The organism is Verrucomicrobiia bacterium, from assembly GCA_035765895.1.
Lineage (GTDB): Bacteria > Verrucomicrobiota > Verrucomicrobiia > Limisphaerales > DSYF01 > DSYF01.
Map to the genome: position 1 here is coordinate 34,690 of DASTWL010000051.1, position 21,691 is coordinate 56,380.

Consider the following 21,691-nt stretch of genomic DNA (forward strand, 5'->3'; position numbering starts at 1 on the left):
CTGCATTGGGCGGGATTGTCGTGCATCCTTTACGTCCGGGTGGACGACGCATTCGATACAATCCGAAATCAGCGTGTCCGGGCTGCGAGCGCCTCCGCAGGCCGGTTTCCCGACAGGTATCTCTGTCCGGTGTGCCAATCGGAGGTGTTTTATGCTGCTGGGGCATTTCAGTCTCCCCATTTTCGTCATCGTCCAGGCAGTGACGATGACGAATGTGAGCGCCGTGCGAACAACTTTCACAGGGATGTTCCTCTTTCACAGCATGAATATGAACATTTGGATGCTGTCTTGGTGGCCACACAGTCACCTCATGCCCAAGAAACTTCGGTTGCATTTGCGGTGAGGTTTCGGCCGGCGTATCAGGCTGGCTTTGTCCATTTCATTGCAGGGGAGAGTTCGGTTCCTTACACAATCCATCCCAATCTCCGACAGCAGTATTTTCAAATTACCACAGCGGAAAAAAACTATCTCGTCAAAGCGCATCTGAACGGAAGACAACACGAATTGCACATTGTCGAAGGCTTCGAAGAAGAACCTGCGGTGTTCCGGGCTTCCGATCGTGAAGCTGTTCGTATCCCGAAACACCGGATTCTCAAGCCGGGCGCATACATCGTCGTAAGCAGAAAGGTCATTTCCAATTTCCACCCGCTGGTGCAGCCAAAATCCATAAAAACGATTCGCGGGGTATACGCAACGCTGATTCAGATCCCTGAAGATCCAAGTTGGCAAGTGCGGCAAAATCTTCAGGCAATTCTTCATTTTGAAATTGCAGCCAAGATTGCCGACTACGGTTTCTTTGCTCCATTTAGTGCGTATGAATTGGCTCCAGACTGTTGGGAAATCTCCAAGGATGCTGAGGTTGCGATCCGCATCCGAGTCTCAAGAAATCTCGTGCCACGATACACCCAATTGTTGGTGCAGGAGCGGCGGTCCGGTCATTTGACAACGAATTACCTGTCGTTGAAAGACGACGCGGATACGTTCACGATTCAGAGTCCAACAGGTAAATTGAGGCCCGACATAATTCGTGTCGGCCTCGCGCATCCGGTTCGATTTCTATTTGAAATTCGCTTTTCAAATGACTGCGCTTTGCCTCAGAGCGCAAACATTGTGTTCAAATTCGGCAAATCTCCCGACACCCGCATGCGCCTGACTTGGACGGCGCATGAGTTGGCATCGACGCTGATCAATGCAAGTCGGGGTAATGGGGAATTGCTGTCAGTCGTCTTTCCGAAAGCCATCCAACTCAGCATTAGTGACCGGGGTGGCCGCCGGCTGAAAATTACGCAAGACGACACTGCGAGGCAGATTGTCTCGTTTCTTCGAAGTGGAAAGTTTCCCTGTTGTTTGTCGGCGTTGGGCTATCCCGATGTTGTTCTGAAGCGTCAGCGCACAGTGCGCCAGCGCCCCTTCATCACGAAGCAGTCCACAAATGTAAAACCTCGCTCACATTACCAGGCGCGGCTTTTGAACGCTTTTAATCGTGGCCGGGTTTCTGCATACTCAATCAGATCCATTGCTTATGAGTGAAATCCGAAAAGTGATAGGCGTTTTTGATCAACTTGTGGCAAACAAGAATGGAATCGCCTTTCCATCGGTTCGCGTGTGGATCAGGGGGGCTAACGATTACGAGACGCGCGGTTTGGAGCAATTGTTTCCAGAGCGTGGGACAGTATACTTGCACGTTTCAGCTTGTGAAAATCAACACCCCCTGCGGAATCAAGTGGGCCTTTTCAACTGCGTTGAATCGCCAGGGCAAAGTGCCGCATGGAAGGTAAATACCACATCGAAGCATCTTGCGAAAGTAGTGGATTATCCCGCGTGGGAGAGTAAACCGGGGCACCTGGCTTTTTGGGAGTGGTTGGCGGGATACAAAGAATCGCTACCTTGCAACATTTTGTTGAGTCAAGGCATTGCCTATGTGCGCCGAGGAAAGCGAGAACTTATAGGGCCGTTTGCCGCCACAAGCGAAGGCAGGCTCTCCCCGCGAGAACAAACATTCATTTTTGACGGAGTGGACATCGTTCAGACTGAGATTTCTGGCAGGAAGTATGGATTCATAGACACGGAAAGTCTGCCCAAAGGCAAACCGATATTGCTAGACCCCAAAGAAGCAATTCATCGACGGTTGAAGATACTAAGCCGGACGGGCCATTTGGAATGGCTCTCCCGAACCAAGGTGCAGGAATTGTCGAATGCTCTGGCTGGCATCACGGTTGCCGATGGTTCCGAATGGGTAATGGAACATTTGCCCGGAGCGTTAGAGAATATCAGTCAGGTGGGGCGGCTTGATGAGAATACTGTCGAGTCAATACTTCAGATCAAAACTGTGGAGGAAGCGCTGGCACTCATGTGGAAACGCCAACACGCAGAAACCACGAGCAAAGCAGAGAAGGAAATTGATGAACTGAAGAAAGCAGCGGGAAACATTCAAAAGGCAATCGAGGATAAGAACGGAGAACTGGCCCAGTTGCAGAGCGAAAGGAATTCGCTTGAAAACGAATTGCGGAGGCTCAACCAAAACATCGAGGCGGCACGGACTGATGCGCGAAAAGTGTTTGATGAAGAATTGAAGCGGCTCGCATCGTCGCCCGAGAGTCTTGCCCTATTTGCGGCCTGGAGCAGTTCGGGCAATAAAGGGCTTGGGACGAACTCGGGCCTCAAAATCAAAGTTCAGCAATTGGATGCGAATCGCCAAAAGGCAGCCAATCTCTCGGATGCCTTCAGCAACAACCTTAGAAGGATTGGGCTTTCGCCCGCGAGTGCGAGTGAGGTGGCGATTGTTTGTGCCGCTGCGATGCTAAGTGGACAGCCAGTTGCATTTCGGTCTCTTCATTCCGACATGCTTGCGGATGCAGTCGTTAGTGCGCTCGGACAACCACAAGCGTTGTGGGTGGATTTGCCCGCTGGACTGCTCGACCCTGTTGACTGGGAATCGTTGATTCCAGACGACCAGAAAACGCTCCCCCTAATCCTTCAAGGAGTCAACCGATCTGATGTTTCAATGGTTTTGGGATCGAAACGAATGGCTGTTTCGAGACAGGCGTTGGGGTGTCAGAAGCCCGAAGGCATGTTGCTTGTTACCCTAGAGCAAACCAGAGAGATGCAAGTCCAAGAGGATATTGAATTCGGCGCGATTGTAGATGATCGAATGTTGAAATTTGGTGCCGCAAAGGTGGCGGCTGCAATTCACAGTTTCAGTGCCCAATCGGCCAATCTCGCTGACATTGAATTAATTTCAGACGAAGAGTTGATCGAGGTGGTCGGTGATGAGTTTGCCCAACTCGCGTTGTTTAGAACCTCAGCCAAGAGAATCTTATATCGGCGGGCGATTAGCGCGCTAAAACTCGCCAAAATCAGCAACCAAGAAATTTGCCGATTGCTTTACAAATACTGGATTCTTCCCCGGCTGGCGGCAAATGATATGAGCAGCGTCTTAGAGTCCTACAGGGAGAAATGGAAACAGGATGCGAACTTAAGCGATCTGGCCAAAGCAACGACGGGAAATGAGTAAACTCGCGCCAACGCCGAAATCGGGAAGTGTTCAAATCACGAATACCTACGAAACCTGGCGTGCCTCACAAACATGGTTGGCTGAGATGGTGCGTGCGGTGGCAAGCAGACTATTTGCCCAAGCAAACGGTGAGTTCATAGAAACGGGGGACAAATCGTCATTTGCAGTGCATTGGAGTGCGCTCACAGCGCAGGTTGCAAAGTTGTTCGGTGCATTGTTCGATGAAAGTGATCCAGAATTGTCGATTTCATGGGTGATCGATTTGCTAGTGCACCTGGAAGATCTCGGAGACATCGGTCGCGGCTACTGCTTGCCTCGTGAATCACGGGTCGTGCGGATAACCGAGGACTGGGGACGGATTGCAGGCGGCTTGCCACTGGAATTGAGCGAACACTGCGAAGATGGAATTGACATTGTGCCATGCGAATCTATCGGGCGAGTAGTGAAATTGGCAAAGCACTTTAGTCAGCACGATGACGGCGCTGAACACTCTGACGTATTCCGTTGGGTAGGGCGAAGTGCTGAAAGTCTGTTTGCAGAGTTGTGCGATGAGTTGCCGGAACGCCCTGCTTCTCCTCCCCCCGAAGGAACAGTCTATTACAACTCCCAACTTCAGCGATTACGCACTCGTGGTGAGCGTTGGCAAAGCAAATTTCCGGGCGGCGAGTTTGTGGTGGCTCGCACTGGGGCTTTCCCGGCGCATTACAGTGTTCACATTCGCAGACAGGAAAACCGAGCGCCTGCCTGGTATGAGGTAACACGAAACGAAGCCAGACGATGGGTGCTTCTCGCCGAGAAAATTGCGGGAACGATGAACCGAATCCCGATGAGAGCCGAGGAGCACGGTATTGTCGTGTTTTTGCCAGATATGCTTCCAAAGGCGTGGACGACCGCACTTTTCACGTGCGCGTCGTCCGTCGTTCCAGCCGAAAAGGGGTGGACGCTGAAAATTCAAGATGGAGGCAAAGGTCTGGCAGAGGCCGTTCTCAGGAGCGCGAACATTCAAATGATATGAACAATCAGCAAACCATTCAAAGCGTCATTGAAGGACTGGGTGATGACCTGCGCGCTTACCTTGAGGCGCAATATCATGTGCGTGACGCATCTGTGCTCCACGAGCGTAAGTTGCTGTTGAAGGATGGAGCGACCATTGCACAGAAGCCATACTTGGAAGCTACTCCTGCGTATGTCCTATCAGACGAATATGCGCAACTCGATTTGCCGGCGGCCGCAAAGACCCTTCTGACTTCCCTAGCCAAGATACCCAAAAGCGGAATTTTTCCCAGACCCTACGGCCACCAGGCTCATGCGTTAAAGGCATTCCTCAAAGAGCAAAGGGATGTGCTGGCAGCAACGGGCACAGGTTCTGGTAAAACGGAAATCTTCTTGTTGTCCATTCTTGGGAGTCTGGCTGAAGAATGCACGCTTGGGCCAAAAGCGACCAAAATGACTGGTTGCAGAGCTCTGATTCTTTATCCGATGAACGCACTGGTTTCGGATCAACTGGCGCGAATGCGCAGGGTGCTCGGAAACAAAGATGTCGCAGCACTGTTGCATGGCATGCGTGGTCGGCATGTGCGATTTGGCATGTATACCAGCCGAACGCCATTCCCGGGGGAAATCTCATCTGATCTGAACAAAGGGCGGTGCCGCGATCTGTTGCAAAACTTCTATCGCCCCATACTCGGAAACGAAAAACTGCTGGCTGAACTGAAAGCGCGTGGCAAGTGGCCCGCGAAGGATGTCCAAGCCTTTTTCGGACAGGACGGGCAGCGGTGGGATGATCGGCTTAAAACCGGGTCGCAAGATGTTGAACTCCTGATGCGACACGAGATTCAGGAGGCATGTCCCGATATCCTGATCACCAACTATTCGATGCTCGAATACATGATGCTGCGGCCAATCGAGAGGAGCATTTTCGAGCAAACAGCGAAGTGGCTTGAGAACAAGGGCACGTTTCTGACGATTGTGCTTGATGAGGCACATATGTATCGGGGAGCGACAGGAGCGGAAGTGGCTTTTTTGTTGCGACGTCTTTTCGCCCGGCTGGGAATCAAACGTGATCGGATTCGATTTATTCTGACAACCGCCAGTGTTGGCAGCAGTGCAGATGACGAATCCTCAGCGCGCGACTTTGCATGCGACCTCACCGGACTTCCGCGGACCAAACGAAATGATATTGCCTTTGTCCGAGGAACAAAAGAGGAGTGGAGCAAGCCGTCACCAGCATCCAAGGCAGAGGCGGTTGCGCTTGCAGAATTTGATGGCGGTAGTTTTGCCGCTGTAATGCATGATGCAGAAAAGGTGGCGATAGCATTGAATCAGTTGGGGAAGAAACTCGGATGGGCAAACGTGTCAGCAGCGAATCCAGGCAACGACCTCTATGCTGCGGTTGCGCAGTTCGGTCCGGCAAAGTTGCTGGTGACGGAGGTTAGTGGAAATGCGCTCGTGCTGGATCAAGTGGCTCTGAAGTTGTTTCCGAACGTGCCCGATGAAGCGACGCGAGTCAGAGCCATGGACGCCCTATTGCGGCTCTGCAATTACGCGAGAGATGCCAAGACGGAAAAAGTATTCCTGCCAGCGCGGCTTCACTTGTTTTTTCGAGGCTTATCGGGCCTCTATGCGTGCGCTAATCCCAAGTGTTCTGGAAAACGTGACCCTAAAAAAACAACTTTGCTTGGAAGGCTGTATCCCGAGCCTCGTGTTGCTTGTGAATGTGGCGCGCGGGTTTTTGAAATCCTAACGCACCGTGATTGTGGGGCGGTGTTCCTGAAGGGCTATGTGCCGAGAGAACTGCGCCCCTCTTTCCTTTGGCACGAGCCGACCACCGGCATCGGGGATGAATCGTCAGGATCGGAATTGGCTCTGCAAGAAATGGAGTTACTGGTTACGCCGGAGGCATCAAATCTCCCCAAACAAGCAGTCTGGCTGAACATCACTTCCGGCCAATTGTTGTGGAGCGAGCCAGCGACAAAAGATGGCTGGATACTGACTTATGCTGCCGACGGTTCTGGAACGCTAACAGCGCAGATTTCACATGTGTTCAGCAATTGTCCCCAGTGTGGTGGCCGAACCCGAAATGGCCCAAATGAGCCGAGCAGAATAATGGACCTGCGGACGAAGGGTGAGCAGCCCTTTGGTCAGTTGATTAAGCGGCAATTGTTCGCCCAGCCGCCTGACGGTTCTAAAGGTGTGGATGATTACCCCAACCAGGGCCGGAAGGTGTTGATCTTTTAAGATGGTCGCCAGAAGGCAGCTCGTCTTGCAAAAGCGATTCCGGACGAGGTTGAAGCGGATGCCTTCCGAGAATTGCTGGCACATGGATATGCCATGCTTGAGTCAGGCCGGAGGGAGAGACTTCAACTGCTGAAGGCTTATGCGCCATTTGTTGCAGCGTGTGCAGCGGCACATGTGAGCCCATTTTCTGGAGATGATGCTCAGAAATTGAGAGAAGCCGTGCGGTCGTTCAAGGGAGTATATGCAAGTGACATCAATGATTTTATCGAAGATCTTCCCGCGCCCCCATTGGCCTTCAGAACGCAACTGTATCGCCAGGCCTGTGGCGGGCTTTACTCCATGCGATTCATTTGCGCGGGCTGGTTGACGCCATTGCCGAGGGTCATCAAGCAGCTAGCGGAGAAATTTCCCGAGGAAAAGCGCCAGGCTGTTGAAGAAATGGCCCTTACCTGGGTGCAGTGGTTGGCTTGGGATACTGCTATCGACAAAGATTTTGAGAGGCGGAGGAGGGCGGAAATTGCAGGTTTCGACAAACCCACTTGGGCACACAAGGGGACCTACCGCAAAGAGATCGCCAAAGTGATATCAGACAAGGGGTTTGATCCCAGTGCAATTGAGGGAATGTTGCAGGAATCATTTGCGTTTTTTGACTCTGGCGAAGGAGGGTATTACCTCAAGCCAGAAACACTTGTCTTGAACATTGCCCTAGAGCACAAGTGGTTCAGGTGCCAATCTTGTTTTACTGACTCGCCACACTTGCTGCTCGGACATTGTCCGCGATGTGGGGGACATGAGATCACCGAGTTCGATCCAAACGTAGATCCCTACGTGCAAAGCCGCAAAGGCTTCTGGCGGAAACCCGTCAAGGCAGCTCATGACGGAAAGACAACTCCGCGGCTTCTCTCGGCGGAGGAACACACGGCACAATTATCACACAAAGAGGCAACAAGCGGTTGGGTGAAGACCGAGGAATATGAACTGCGATTCCAGGACGTTCTCGCTGATCCGGTCAACAAGCCGGCAGTTGATGTCCTGAGTTGCACAACCACGATGGAGGTCGGTATCGACATCGGATCGTTGGTTGCGGTGGGGCTGAGAAACGTGCCGCCGCAGCGGGAGAATTATCAACAACGCGCAGGACGTGCGGGTCGTCGAGGCTCGGCAGTCTCCACCGTCGTGACTTACTGCCAGGGGGGGGCGCACGACAATCATTATTATGCGCACGTGGATGAAATCTCATCTGGCGCACCGCGAAAGCTCACGGTGAAAGTGAATAATGCCAAGATTGCCCGGCGGCATGTCAGGTCGTTCCTGCTGCAGGAGTATTTTGGCGAACGCGAGGCGGCTTCTTCGCCCGATATATTGAGCAGTTTGGGAACTTTGCAGGGGTTTTTTGAGGGCACTGGCGAAGGCACGCTGGCGGATTTTTGCGAGTGGATGAAGCAGAAAGTGGCGGCCGGAATCGGCAAGAAAGTGCAAGCGTGGTTGGGAAACAATTTGGAGGATGTCAAAGATGTCGCGGAGTGGGCGACCACAGAGGCGAAGGATTTTGCCGCTAAGTTGAGCGGACTCAAACCGAAAGCTCAGGAGATGATCGCTCGTGAGGCGGGAATGAATGACGCAGAGCGGACGAAGCTGCTGGAATTTCTGCTCTCTGAAGCGATTCTGCCAACCTATGCCTTTCCGACAGACCTATCGACGTTTCGCGTTGAAGAGTGGGATACGGATGTGTCGAATCTGGTTGCCCGGTATGCCCCGCAACAGGCGATTTCACGGGCGCTTTCTGAATATGCGCCGGGGCGGCTGATCACCATTGATAAACGGACCTACAAGTCGGCTGCGGTGACGGCCAATGTCTCCCTGACCGAACCGAAGCGGGCACGTCCCTTGTTCACAAATCCGCATCGCAAGCCGTATGTGTTCTGCGACCAAAAACACTGCTGTTACGTGGAGGATGTTGGCGACCAAAACGGGGCGACGCGAGAGAACGCAGATTGTCCGCTCTGCGGAATTGGCAAACTGCGGGTCGTCGAAATGATTACGCCAGAAGTGTTCCTGCCAGATGACGGTCGCGAGGTTAGCGCGCTCGATGACGACTCTGATTATTCCTACGCAACCCCAGCCCAGTTCCCAGTGCCGTTACATCAAAGCGGGGACAAACAGCAATTAGTTCGAAAATTAAGTGACCGGTTGGAAGTGTTCCGGCGAGCTGACGCGCAACTCGTTGTCGTCAACAAGGGCGATCCGGATGATCAATCTGGATTCCATGTTTGCGATGCCTGTGGACGGGCCACGCTCGCAAAGGTGGGAGCCCCACCAACGTCGCATCGGACGCCTTACAAGGTGTTGGCGAGCAATCGAAGCCATGCCAGGGCCGTGGCCAGATGTGAAGGGGAAATCAAAGGGCCAGTATTTCTCGGCAATCGATTTGTTACCGATCTTGTAATTCTGCGAATCCAAATCACCAAACCGCTGTGTCAATCGCCGCGTGCGATGGCGGCTGAGTATTGTGCCTTACAGGATGCCTTGCAGACGCTGGCGGACGCGCTCCCGCTGGCAGCAGGGAGAATGTTTGATGTGGATTTCACCGAGTTCAGCGCCGGATACCGGCTGATCAACCAGAGTGGCGAGGGTGCTTCCATCGCGGCTGAAATCTACATGTTTGATACTTTGTCCGGCGGCGCGGGCTATTCCGAGCGGGTGGGCGATGCAATGGAGGAGTTGCTTAAAGATTATGTCCGCAAGGTGTTGTCATGTGACGATGAACACGGTGAGGGATGCGACCGTTCCTGTTATCGCTGTCTGCGGCACTACTATAACCAGTTTTATCACTCGCGTCTCGACCGGCATCTTGCTCTGGACCTGCTCGATTTGATTCTGGACGGCAAGTCCCCTGCAGACGGTCCGGTGGCAGAACAAGAGCAACAATTGCAGGGATTGCAGGTCATGCTCGACCTGGATGGCATCACGACACAGATGGGGGGATCGGTTGATGGCATCAAGGTGCCACTCCTTGCCAAGCACAAAGGAAAGAGTGTCGCGGTGTGCGTCACGCATGCCTTGGTGGCAGAACAATTCCGGTCAGGGCTAGTTGATGATCTGGATGGCAGTTCGGTGCCGCTGCGTCCGCTGAACGCCTACCAACTCACGCGGAATCTTCCGTCGTGCCACCTTGCAATCAGAAAATGCCTGGGCCTCCGACCTTCATAATTGGCGAGTTTACGATTCGACCGAAGCCGCCTGAGACCTGGTCGTTTTCGGCACTCCGGGGATTTGAGGAATGCCCGATGCGCTGGGCACTATCTCGGACAGTTTTTCCATGCTTCGGTGGACCTATTCCACAAAAGCCCAACAGGGGCAGTCTGGAAGGCGCACTTCTCCACGAATTGATTGAACAGTATGAGCACTACACAAGGAATCCTAGCGACGGGAATTTTCGTCCTCGCCGAACCTTATTGGAATTGGTCGCAGCGTGGGAGAAAAAGAACGAATCCAACCCGAGAATTGACAGCAAGGCGCTGGCAGGACAGGTGCGTCTCGAAGAAATCCTGAGAGCATTCGGTGAAGCGTCTAGCCACGTTAAAGTATCGCAGCACCAATTGAACACCGACACACGCCCAGTCGGAAACGGCCCGGGAGTTTTCAACGGCGCGGAAAGCTGGCTGAAAGATCCAAAGTCAAAGTTGTGTGGCCGCGCAGATTTAATTACGACGGGTGAGATTGTTGATTTCAAGAGTGGAGAAAAGCATGAACACCACGCCGAACAGGTTGTGTTCTACGCTGCGCTCTATTTGGCAACAGCCGGGAAGTCGCCGACTGCGCTACGCCTGATTTACACCGAGAAAAACGAGGTGCTGGAAGTGCCGGTGCCGATGTTGAATCAACTTGAAAACGTGTTGGGCGAGTTGCGGCTTCGTGCATCAAGAGCTGACGGGCAAGTGGACACCGGTGAACTGCCGGCGAAGCCAGAACCAACAAAATGCGCGTATTGCCATGTCCGCGGAGTCTGCAGCAAGTATTGGGAATCGCTCGCCAACAGCACAGCAAAAGAAGCGACGGTGGTTGACTATGTTCCGACCACCGCAGCCGTCGTGGAATCAGCCGCACTCGGGATTTACATCCGGGACGATTTGTTTGGGGTTCAATCTCTCCTGCATCTACCGCAGGAAGTAGCTGAAAAGGTGGCTGATGGCTCTCGCCGTATCCGGTGTCTTGCACTCAGGGCCAATACGGGACCAGCCGGTATCCGGTTTTCTTTTACACAAAACAGCGAGGTGTATTTCGCGCCTTAGGATCAACCGCCTAACAAGCATCAACGATTTTATGGTTTCGTAAAAAATCGCGATCAGGGGGTTAACGGGTGGCGGTGTTTTGGTATGTAGGTCTTGACGCTGGTGCTCTGGCACTGGTTCACAGTAGCAGCAGACTGCTGACTTGACGGTGTTGCCACTGTAGTTGTAAAAATAATCCAGTCACGCGAGAGGTTCGTTCTGTGGGCCCTATATGGCTCCGTTAAGTTCGAATGCTTGGTTCGGGCCTTCCGCATAGTCCGTAAACAACTATGACGACAGGTCTGAACTATGAACGAATCGAACGCTGACTCATCCTCGGGCTTCGGCCCATTTCCCCAATCCACCAACGGCCACGTAAATCGTGCCGACACGCCCCGCGATGAAATCGAAGTCGCCCGGCGGTTTGAATCGCAAATCAATCGCCTCGCCTGGCATTACGCTCGCGGCAACCGCTGCCTGCAACAAGATCTGGCCCAGGAAGGAATGATTGGGCTGGTCAATGCGCACCGCAACTTTAAGCGTGAGGGCGGCGCGTCTTTCGCCACCTACGCCGACCGACACATTCGCGGTCGAATGAAAAACTTCGTGCGTTCGGAGTGCCGCCATAATTGCTGTATGTCTTGGGCGGAGTATCACGGCACAGAATCGGAAGCCGATGACGCGGGCGAGGAATCGCCGAGACTCCACGCCCACGAAGCGATTGAAGCGGTCGGCCAATTTCTGTTCACCGTTGAAGTGCAACTCATGCGCCAGTTCTTGAGCAGCGCGACAGAGGTGTTCACCGCCAAGCAGCAGTTCATCTTCCGACTGCGCTTCTTGCATGGATTGACGGTCGGCGAGATTGCACAGGAAACAAATGTGTCGCCGGCGCGTGTTTCGCAAGTGCTGGCAGAGGCGTTGAGAAAGTTGCAAGCGAGTTTCATCCGTAATTGATTCGGCATTAAGTCAAATTGGTGCCGGCGTTCGGGCGTCGCTGACACCGGTGAAAACAAGCCCAAAAACCAGAGGCCCGAATATGGGCACAAGAAGTTGAGAGTTATGAAAATCAAGAAACCAGCAGTTCAGAGCACGAAAGAAGCGGCCTCCATGCCGACGTTGGATTTGGAGGCGCAGCACAAGTATGTCCAGTCTTTGAAAAAGACCGGCGAACGGAGTTTCCAACTTATCGCGACATCCGCATTTGTGGAATCCATGCGTGACAGCGGCTACAAATCCACCGCCACGGCAGTTGACGAGTTTGTGGACAACGCCGATCAGGCAGGGGCGACGCGAGTCGACCTCCTGTATCAGGTCGTCAACGGCGACGGAAACCAGCACGACATCGGCGCGATCGCTGTCGTTGACGACGGCCACGGCATGGAGCCGGACATGATCCGTGCCGCCGTGTTGTGGGGTGGCACGCATCGGCACAACGACCGCAGCGGCCTCGGTCGGTTCGGTTTTGGCCTACCCTCCGCTGCCGTCAGTATCACGCGCCGTTTCGAGGTGTATTCCAAAGTGAAAGGCGGCGAATGGTATCGCGTGTGCGTTGACCTGAACGACGTTTGCGCCGGTAAGCACACGAACAACGAAGGGCTTGTGATTGCTCCCGATTCCGAGAAAGCAACATTGCCTGCCTGGGTTCAGAAGAGCCTTGGCAAGCGGACACTCGACCAAGGCACGGTGGTTCTGCTCGTCGCCCCCGACCGTTTGACCACGGGCTTTCGCAAGCCAAACGCGTTTCACAGAAACATGATGGAGCATTTTGGTCTGATTTACCGCGGAATCTTAAATCGGTGCGCCTTGTTTGTGGGTGATCAGCGGGTCGATGCCGTTGACCCCTTGTTCCTCGATCCGAGCGCACGCTTTTACGACGTAGGCAACGATGTGATTGCCGAGGGGCGCGAGCCGCTCCAGTTCGCAATGAAGAACGGGCGCACGGGAGCAGAGGGTATTGTAAGGTTGCGCTTTTCATACATGCCTCCGACGTTCCAGCGCAACGCTGATGGGACGGAAAACAAGGAACGCCTTTCCATAATGAAGGAGAACAACGCTTACTTCATTGTCACCCGAGCTGGGCGGCAGATTGATCTGGTCACGCGGACGGCCTACCCGAAAGACGACCTCAACACCGGCAACCTGAACATTTTCGACCGTAACTGGGCGATTGAACTCGATTTCGACCCGATCCTTGACGAGGAGTTCGGCATCACGGTGAACAAACAGCAGGTGAACTTGAGCGAACGCACGTGGCAGGCACTCATGGACAACGGCGTGCCAGGCATTGTGAAGAATGATCTGCGCGCGAAATTCGCGAAGGCGCGTGACGACAAGAAGGCCAAAGCCGATGAGAACGCACCCAAGCAGTCGGAAAAGGTGATGGCGGAGGCAGAGAAGTTCGCCAAGAAGCGGCCTCAACTGCCTGACAGCAAACTGGAACAGGCCCGCAAGAAGATTGAGGCAGAGGCCGAGAAGGAGGCGAAGGAAAAAGACAAGCCGAAGGCGGAAGTTGAGAAGAAGTTGCTGGAAGAGGCCCACGCAAACAAATACGTCGTGCTCTTTGAGGCATTGGAGGGCGCGCCGTTCTACCGCCCGGACATGTTTGGCCCGCAGACACAGGTTCGAATCAACACCCGGCATCGGTTTTACAGCGAGGTTTACGATGGGCTCAAGACCATGCCTCGCGTCCGAGCCGCCGTTGAACTGCTGCTGTTCACTCTGGCTGCGGAAGAATTGACCGCCGATGGCAACCGCGAGCTGTTTTACAAGCAGGAGCGCAAGCAGTGGTCTGACCGGCTGGAATTGCTCCTGCAATTGTTGGATCGGAAATCATCGTTGGAGGAAGAGCAGTCGGCAGAAGCCGAATCAAAAGAAGTTGCGTGATCCAATCGGGTGCGGCGGGCGATTGGCTGGCGGCTTTAACCCTGGCCAATTCGCCGTTGCGACCCAGTGCAACCCAATATTATGGCAAGGCACGCATCTTCTCTGGTGGTGGCCTCGCATTTCATCGAGGCGACGCGAGACTCCGGCTACAAGAGCCTCGGCTCTGCGCTGGCGGAGTTGATTGACAATTCATTCGAGGCCAAAGCGACGCGGGTGGCGGTCGTGATTGGGCGAGTCGAGGGAGCGAACCCACCGGAATCGCATCTGCGGGTGTCGGACAACGGTTCGGGCATGGACGCCAACACTTGCAGCAACGCGATGCGATTCGGGTGGAGTTCGCGGTTCAACCAGCGGAACAGCCACGGGCGTTACGGCATGGGATTGCCCAACGCATCTCTTAGCCACGCCCGGCGCATCGAAATCCTTACAAGCTGTGATGGTAAGTCGGCGCGGGCAACGTATCTCGACGCCGATGAGTTTAGTTCGGGTGGGCGTGAAAGCGTTCCCGCCGCGAACGAGATCGCAGTCGCGGAGTTCCGCAAGGTGCATCCGTTCAAGCATGGAACAACCGTGGTCTGGCGGAAGTGTGACCGGCTGGAAAACCGATACCTCGGCCCGCTCGTGAAGCGATTGGGATTAGAACTTGGGCGGTTGTTCAGGTTTCAACTGTGGGCGGGCAAGCATATCACGTTGAACGGCGATCCGCTCAGACCGCTCGACCCGCTGTTTGAACGGCAAGGCTGTGGGCTGACCGGGGCGAACGCATTCGGGCCGGAGTTGACCTATGAAGTGGCGTCCACCGATGGCAACGGCAAGGCAGCGTCCTCGGTGGTGAAAGTTCGGTTCACCGAACTGCCCGTGGAAAAGTGGCATGTGCTGTCGAACCGGGAAAAGAACGTCACCGGGATCGCAAAGGGCGCGGGGGTGTCCATTGTCCGTGCCGGACGAGAAATTGACCGGGGCTGGTTTTTTATGGGGCAGAAGCGCCGTGAGAATTACGACGACTGGTGGCGTTGCGAGGTCTGTTTCGAACCAGATGTGGATGAGTTGTTTGGCGTGACCCACACCAAGCAAGAAATCCATCCCACGGAAAAACTGAACGCCATTCTCACGCCGGACATGGAGCGGACGGCGCGGGAACTCAACGGTCGGGCGCGAAAAGCATTCGTGATGGCGAAATCAAACGGGCACATCGCGCGGGATTCCGAACGCCTGGCCGAACGGTTTGACAACTTGATCGAGCCACCGACTCAAGCGACACGAGTTGTCCAAAAGGCGGTGGTGTTGCGGCGCGGCGGTCGTGGGCGAGTTGGTGGATTGGAGTATCGGTTTCATTGGGAAAAACTCGACCAACTCGCGTTCTACCTGCCGTCGCTGGATGGCGCGTGTCTCAAGGTCGTTCTGAATGAGCAACACCCGTTCGTCAGACAAGCATGTGCCGCGACAACGACGCAAGGCGACGATCAGGCTGGTGAAGCGCGGCGGAATTTGGAACTGGCAATCCTCGCCGCAGCTCGGGCGGAAGTATCGCTCGCGAAGAACAAGCAAGCGCGCGGCTGGTCAAAAACATTTCGAGAATCATGGAGCAACATTCTAGCAACATTTCTGAGTTAAAGACGCGGTTGGTCGCCCTCGAACCAAAGCTTGGCAACAAGCGCGAAACGTTTCGCAAATTCTGCCGCCAACTGGCGCGGCGAGTTGAGAAAGCGGGCAACATCGCCACGCCGGAGGTCATCGCACAGGCACGCGAGGACGTGGCCGCGCTTGTGAGCGGCCCGGCGTCAAGCGCGAGCCTCACGCTGCAATTCTGCGCGAGCGTAGTCGTGGACATTGTCGCGCAAGGGTGGACGCTCAAACCACGGCGGCAAAAGATCACCCTCGAAGAACCGAAGACGGAAGGCGCGACGCCGATGGACATCAAGCAGCGCATCCGTGCGGGACATCTTTTCGAGCGTGACGCACAACTGCGAGAGCCAGCGGTTGTGGAGTTCGTCAAAAACATGGAGCAACGCCGGCTCGGCCCGAACGGGTGGGTTTCAATCTTCTCGCTCATGCGCGACGGTCGTGAGCTTGCAAGCAAACTCAAGACGGCGGCAGCCGAAGCCGACGAAACGAAGCGCGTCGAGTTATTGGCCGAAACAGTTTCGCCGTATGTGCAAGCCGTCGAGACTGACGCCGTGTGTTCGTTGACTGGTTTGCGGCTGACGGACATCTGGCGTTACTTCCGACATACCTGGGTAAGCACCTACAAGTCCCTGCCGGGCCGTTCCATGCTGGTGCTGATTCGGGATGCAGCCGCGCCGAATCATCCAGTCATCGGTATTGCCGCGCTCGGCAGTTCGATGGCGCAGCAAACGGAGCGTGACCAGTGGATCGGATGGGACTCGGATGTATTTATCAAGAAATTGCACGAGCATCCGACGGCCAAGTGGTGTCGTTGGGTGCATGAATCAGTCGAACGCCTGCTCGACGCGATTTACAAAGCGGATTTGATTGCCGACGGCAATCTGCAAAAGCGCCACCTGACGAATCCGACTCCAGAGGTCATTGAAAAACTTACAGCGGAATCCGTCAAAGCGGCGAAGATGCACCAGTTGGATGCCGCTGCGGCCGAGCACAAGCGCAACTCGACCGGGGAAGCCGGTGGCACGGTGGACTGGAAGAAGCAGGCCCTTACATGGCTGTTCCGGTCAAAGCGGGCAAAAACGCTGGCGCTTTTGCTGGGTGTCCGCCGCAACCTGCGGGAAGCGGGACTGACGGATGAATCGGCAGCGGCGCTGAAAACGACGCTCGAATCCCCGCACGGCAAGCACGCTATTCGCCAACTTGTGCGGCTCGTCAAGGCGGAGCATGTCGGCGTGGATATGATGGACATCATCATCTGCGGCGCGGTTGCGCCCTACAACACACTGCTGGGCGGCAAACTTGTTTGCATGATGCTGACCAGCCCGGAAGTGGTGAGGTTCTACCGCACCCGTTATGGCGAACAGGCCAGCATCATCGCTTCATCCATGAAGGGCGACACGGTGATCCGCTCACCGAATCTCGTGTTGCTCGCCACGACCAGTCTCTACGGGGTGGGGTCGAGCCAATACAACCGCGTGCGTGTGCCGGTGGCCGAAGCCGGTGGCAAGGGCGACGCGGTGATTGAATACGAGGAGTTGGGAATGAGCCGGGGCTACGGTTCTTACCATTTCAGCAAGGCGTCCATTGATTACTTGGAGACCCTGATGCCGCGTGGCGGAGTGGGGCGCAAAGTGAACAGCATTTTTGGAGAAGGTGTGAACCCGCTCATGCGAAAGTTGCGCGACGGTCTCGCGCATGTCGGCTTGCCCGCCGAGGATTTGCTGATGCACGGCAATCCTCGTGTGGTTTACGGCATCCCGATTGCCGAGAACTTTCGGGAAGTCCTGCTCGGTGTTGACTCCAAGCCGAAATACTTCCTCGCGCTCGCCAATGCAAACGAGCACACCGCCAAGTTGGGAGCGTTCTGGCGAAAGCGATGGCTTGCGGGGCGGATTGCGCGTCCAGGCATTCTCGATGAAGTCGAGAAACACACGCTATCGTATCCAGTCACGCATGGAGCGCGTGTGCGGCTGCCTTCCGATGAGGATGAGGCCAACCTGTTTCAATAGAACGAACCAAAGAAAGTGAGGCAACCAATATGGCAAATCTAAATCTGTTCACACATCCGGGAACATTTCGCCGGATGAAGCCGGACTATTTGATTACCTGGCTTACGCCAGCACGCGAGTATCTGGCCGGGCGCGGGTTCGTGCTGCCATCGTCTGCAGCGGACGGACAGATTGATTACGAACGGCTGGCGGCAATCTTCATGGAGCCGGATGCGGATATGCCGCGCGAATTGATGCACTCGGCCTCGCTGATCCATGAAATGGCCACCGAGGCCGGGATGTATGACCTGCTCGACGGATTGCGTCATGTGGGCATTGAAATGGAAGTAGGCGACGACCCCGACCCCGTGGACGTTGCGGTGCAGGTCTGGAATCAGCATCCGAAGGTGCTGGAGGAAATGCACCAGATACACCAGTTGGACCGCCCGCGTGGTTTTGTCCACTTCGTCACGGACCGCCGTCCGATCCCGGCCTTCGATGAGCCGACGCCTGATCAGACGAAGGACTTGGAAGCGGAACTCGCGGACTGGTTTTTCAAGGCGAAACGCGGTCGGCACGCCCGCGTGTGGATGTATCGGCGTCCGGGTGAGTATTGGTTTTTGGTGCGGCACGGGCTGACGAGCAAGCGCCAGGAAGTCGTTTCGGCGACCGGGTCAGAGACTTTGCTGTTTCGGCCCGGTGAATACGATGTGTTGGTTTACAATCGCAAGCGCGGCGAGTTGCGGATTCACGGATGCAATCCACGCGAAGTGGAAATGCTGCGAACGGTATTCGGCAAGCATGTGTTCCATGACAAGGAGTTCTTCCCTGGCGGTGCTAGGTTCACGCTCGCGCCGCTGGTGGAGAGCGGCCGGGCCTGCCTCGCTTGCGCGGACGTGCCAGGAATTGAAGATGTCACGCTCGTGGAGGTTCAGTCCTACTCCGGTGGAAAAGACTGGCTGCGGACGCTGTATCAAGCGCCGGACGTGTTCACGATGGTGGAACACGAACGTGTGGTTTTGCCCGATCCAGACTTCCTCGTGCGCGCAAGTTTTCTGGTGCGGTTTAGCGATTCCAAGAAACGCCGGACGATCAAGATTTTGGGCACGAACAAACTAAGCGTGGTGCGCGACGGCGACACGGCACTCATGGAAAAGTGGCTGGACGCACGCGGATTCATCATCAAGCGGACAGAGAATGAGCAAGAACCAGAAGGGGTTTTGGCGGGCGCTTGAAAAGCTCGCCACTGGCGCGGTCATGGCGGAGTGGAATCGTGAACTCGGCCATGATACGGCACGCGCACGCCCCTATCTGGCGCTGGCGAACGGACTGGCGGAAACTTATCCGTGCCAGAATGCCTTTGGCTGCGGGTTTCCGCATCGCGTCGAGCAACATAAGCCGGGGCAATGGGTGGCGTTTTGCGAAACAGAGGACTCATGTCCGCCGTTCCAGGTCGCGAATACAGAGTTGTTCGTCTTTGCGGCAGACACATCGAAGCTATGCAGTGGCATAGCACGGGCACTTGGATTGGATGCGAGCGTTAGCCGACAAGTTGGCGGCGTCCGCGCCCTGCCGGTCGGAACTTATGGAGCGGCACGCGCCAACGTGTATTTGATGTTCCCGACGGATGCTTCCCGGATGGCGCGTGAAGTTGAGCGGCTATTCGGAATCCAGCCTGATCCGTTCCTATTACTTACGCCGACAGGAATGCACTGTTCGGCGGAAGTGGAATCGGCGTTGCGGCGGCAGTCGTGCTTGCACATTCCAATGTCGGCGGCTTTGCTGCTTGGTGACAAAGGTTCACTCGCGCCAAGTTCTGCCGCTGACTCGCTGCTAAAAGAATTTCAGCGGCGACAGGCGGATGGCCGGTTGCTGGTCAAGACGGTGGAGCGGATCGACCGGAATGTTGATGCGGTAGCGCGCAATCAATATGAACTTCGCAAGGAGAACGACGAACTGCGACAGTTGCATACCGAGGGATATTTCAAGTTTGCATTGAAGGTGGACGCCGCCGACTTCCAAGCTTTTGCGGTCATCATTGCATTAGGAAATCGGAAAGCGGCAGCAGAGCATTTGCAGATCCCGCACCGAAGCTTCTATGATCGCGTGGACAAGTGGCCGCAGCGCGGGAGGGAGTATCAGTTGATGTGGCGTTTCATCGAATGGCGCAAGCGCAGTGGGCGGCACATAAAAGTCCGGCTGGATGAGTCTTTACAGTCGGGTGAATCCGGCGGGCAAGCCGAGAACCCGGAAACCCTCCGTGAAACGCTGGAGTCTGTGAAAGCATCCGAGTCCACCAATTATCCTGACTTACTGGCAGACATCTTTGGGGCGCTGCAGCGGCAGAATGCCGCGAACTGGTCGAGCGTGAAAACCGAACTTCTCAAACTCATCCGCGAAGAACTTCCGCAATAATCTCCGCAACTCGCCACAAGAGTTGCAATTCACTCATCCACAGGGGTTAGCGTAATCGCTAACCCCATTTTTGTGCCCCAATCACGCCATTTTCGCCCCCTTCTGAACGGTGCGCGCTAACTGCCACCGTCACGACGGAGAAAGCAAATATGGCAGCGAACAATCGAATGAAAGCGGCGCGGGTGCTGAAAGGGATGACCCAACTGCAACTCGCGGACAAGGTCGGCACGAAAGAGATCGAGATTTCCCGAATCGAAACCGGTCGGGCCGTGCCGGAAGCGAGCCTTAAGCAACGCATCGCCGATGCGTTGGGCAAACCCACGTTTGAACTCTTCGACGCTTAACCCTTGGAGGAATCACACATGATGACCGAATCAAGCAATGTCTGCACCCCGCCAGCGCCGCTGGCAACTCAACCGCGTCGTCCCCGTCCGCTCGGCGATGGCTACGACGAGATGCTCACCAAGAAGGAACTGGCCGCCAAGTTAAAGGTAACGTTGCGCACAATCGAGAACTGGCAGCGCGCCGGCCATCTGCCGTTCATCAAAATTTCCTCCGTGGTGCTTTTTGATTGGGCCGAAGTCCGCGAAAGCCTTCACACGAATTTCAAAGTCTGCCGGCGCGGTGCGATTCGTCCGCGGCTGGGGACTTAACCAAACACAACGAATCAGATCCAAAAGCAAAACTATGACACTAATCGAAACGTTCCTGAACCTGATGGTCATCGGCTGGCTGCTGTTCCTCGGCTACGTCCTCGGGAAAGCGCTGGAGGAATACATCGAGGATCGGGCCAAGAAAGCCGCCAGACGTGAACTGCAAAACAAGGAGGGCGGCAGCAAGTGAATAGCCGGCGCAAAGGCAAGGTGGGTGAACGCGAGTTCGCTGCGTTGCTCCGTGAAAGCGGATTCGACGCCCGACGCGGCCAGCAGTTCAGCGGCTCGCCGGATTCGCCCGACGTGGTCAGCGACGCGCTGGCGTGGCTGCACGTCGAGGTGAAGCGGGTGCAAAACCTAAACCTCACCGACGCCTGCGTGCAGGCCGAGGGCGATTGCGGCGGCAAACCGTGGGTCGTGGCCCACCGCCGCAATCACGCCCCCTGGCTGATCACGATGCGCGCCGAAACCTTCTTCAATTTCCTCCGCGGCGTGTTGCCGCCGGAGGGGAAACAACAACATCAACAAAACAAAACGGAGATACACACATGAGTAATCTGACACTGACAAGCAAAGACGGCGGCGACTTTAAGCCGCATCCGGAAGGCATCCATCCCGCCGTGTGCGTGGATGTGATGGATATGGGCCTCGTTGAAACGGAGTTTCAAGGGGTCAAAAAGATGGTCAACAAGGTGAAGCTCGTGTTCGAGAGCGAGCAGAAGACCGAAGATGGGAAACCCTGCACCGTGTCGAAAAACTTCACGGCGTCGCTGCATCCGAAGGCGAAGCTCGCGGAATTTTTGGGCAAGTGGCGCGGGCGGCTGGTGACACCGGGCGAGACCATTGATCTCGCCAAGCTCATCGGCGCGAGCTGCACGCTGGTCATCAGTCACCAGCAAAACATGAGCGGCAAAACTTACGCCGCGATTGATGCGGTGTCGAAGCCGACCAAGAAGGTGACGCCCAGCGGCACTTACGATCCGGCGTCGACGCGCCAGCGTTACGCCGAATGGAAGGCGAAACAGGCAGCGCCTGTGGCCAATGCGCCTGCGGCCCGCACCTCACCCCAACCCTCTCCCCAGCGCGGAGAGGGAGTGGACTCCA

The 21,691-nt window shown here is 55.4% G+C and carries 17 protein-coding genes; all 17 read left to right on the forward strand.

Translation table 11 applies throughout. The features are described from left to right. Positions 1-39 precede the first annotated feature (39 nt). Positions 40-1,530, forward strand: a complete 1,491-nt coding sequence (locus VFV96_10740) for a hypothetical protein (protein HEU5070871.1) — start codon at positions 40-42, stop codon at positions 1,528-1,530. Beyond that, positions 1,523-3,514, forward strand: coding sequence for a hypothetical protein (locus VFV96_10745; protein HEU5070872.1), 1,992 nt, complete (start codon positions 1,523-1,525; stop codon positions 3,512-3,514). Before VFV96_10740 ends, VFV96_10745 begins: the two co-directional genes overlap by 8 nt. Beyond that, positions 3,507-4,529, forward strand: a complete 1,023-nt coding sequence (locus VFV96_10750) for a hypothetical protein (protein HEU5070873.1) — start codon at positions 3,507-3,509, stop codon at positions 4,527-4,529. Before VFV96_10745 ends, VFV96_10750 begins: the two co-directional genes overlap by 8 nt. Then, positions 4,526-6,751, forward strand: coding sequence for a DEAD/DEAH box helicase (locus VFV96_10755; protein ID HEU5070874.1), 2,226 nt, complete (start codon positions 4,526-4,528; stop codon positions 6,749-6,751). Before VFV96_10750 ends, VFV96_10755 begins: the two co-directional genes overlap by 4 nt. 93 nt (positions 6,752-6,844) lie before the next feature. Further along, positions 6,845-9,961 carry a helicase-related protein gene (locus VFV96_10760; GenBank protein HEU5070875.1) on the forward strand — a complete coding sequence of 1,039 codons (3,117 nt, stop codon included), beginning with the start codon at positions 6,845-6,847 and terminating at the stop codon, positions 9,959-9,961. Then, positions 9,937-11,043 carry a PD-(D/E)XK nuclease family protein gene (locus tag VFV96_10765; protein ID HEU5070876.1) on the forward strand — a complete coding sequence of 369 codons (1,107 nt, stop codon included), beginning with the start codon at positions 9,937-9,939 and terminating at the stop codon, positions 11,041-11,043. Before VFV96_10760 ends, VFV96_10765 begins: the two co-directional genes overlap by 25 nt. A gap of 288 nt (positions 11,044-11,331) precedes the next feature. After that, complete coding sequence (locus VFV96_10770; protein ID HEU5070877.1) at positions 11,332-11,976, forward strand: sigma-70 family RNA polymerase sigma factor; 645 nt, start codon at positions 11,332-11,334, stop codon at positions 11,974-11,976. A gap of 105 nt (positions 11,977-12,081) precedes the next feature. Then, positions 12,082-13,905, forward strand: coding sequence for an ATP-binding protein (locus tag VFV96_10775; protein ID HEU5070878.1), 1,824 nt, complete (start codon positions 12,082-12,084; stop codon positions 13,903-13,905). Between the two features lie 81 nt (positions 13,906-13,986). After that, positions 13,987-15,519, forward strand: coding sequence for an ATP-binding protein (locus VFV96_10780; protein ID HEU5070879.1), 1,533 nt, complete (start codon positions 13,987-13,989; stop codon positions 15,517-15,519). Then, positions 15,486-17,540 (forward strand): Druantia anti-phage system protein DruA, encoded by a 2,055-nt coding sequence (locus tag VFV96_10785; protein ID HEU5070880.1) that lies wholly within the window; start codon positions 15,486-15,488, stop codon positions 17,538-17,540. The genes VFV96_10780 and VFV96_10785 overlap by 34 nt, the downstream gene beginning before the upstream one ends. A 29-nt stretch (positions 17,541-17,569) precedes the next feature. Then, positions 17,570-18,754, forward strand: coding sequence for a hypothetical protein (locus VFV96_10790; GenBank protein HEU5070881.1), 1,185 nt, complete (start codon positions 17,570-17,572; stop codon positions 18,752-18,754). Beyond that, complete coding sequence (locus VFV96_10795; GenBank protein ID HEU5070882.1) at positions 18,717-19,934, forward strand: hypothetical protein; 1,218 nt, start codon at positions 18,717-18,719, stop codon at positions 19,932-19,934. The genes VFV96_10790 and VFV96_10795 overlap by 38 nt, the downstream gene beginning before the upstream one ends. 167 nt (positions 19,935-20,101) lie before the next feature. Then, positions 20,102-20,278, forward strand: coding sequence for a helix-turn-helix transcriptional regulator (locus tag VFV96_10800; protein ID HEU5070883.1), 177 nt, complete (start codon positions 20,102-20,104; stop codon positions 20,276-20,278). A gap of 18 nt (positions 20,279-20,296) precedes the next feature. Continuing rightward, positions 20,297-20,587: a helix-turn-helix domain-containing protein gene (locus VFV96_10805; GenBank protein ID HEU5070884.1), complete on the forward strand. Its 291-nt coding sequence runs from the start codon at positions 20,297-20,299 to the stop codon at positions 20,585-20,587. A gap of 34 nt (positions 20,588-20,621) precedes the next feature. Next, positions 20,622-20,777, forward strand: a complete 156-nt coding sequence (locus VFV96_10810) for a hypothetical protein (protein HEU5070885.1) — start codon at positions 20,622-20,624, stop codon at positions 20,775-20,777. After that, positions 20,774-21,139, forward strand: a complete 366-nt coding sequence (locus tag VFV96_10815) for a hypothetical protein (GenBank protein ID HEU5070886.1) — start codon at positions 20,774-20,776, stop codon at positions 21,137-21,139. Before VFV96_10810 ends, VFV96_10815 begins: the two co-directional genes overlap by 4 nt. After that, positions 21,136-21,691, forward strand: a 556-nt coding sequence (locus VFV96_10820; protein ID HEU5070887.1) for a hypothetical protein, incomplete at its 3' end; no start/stop codon positions are given. The genes VFV96_10815 and VFV96_10820, both read left to right, overlap by 4 nt.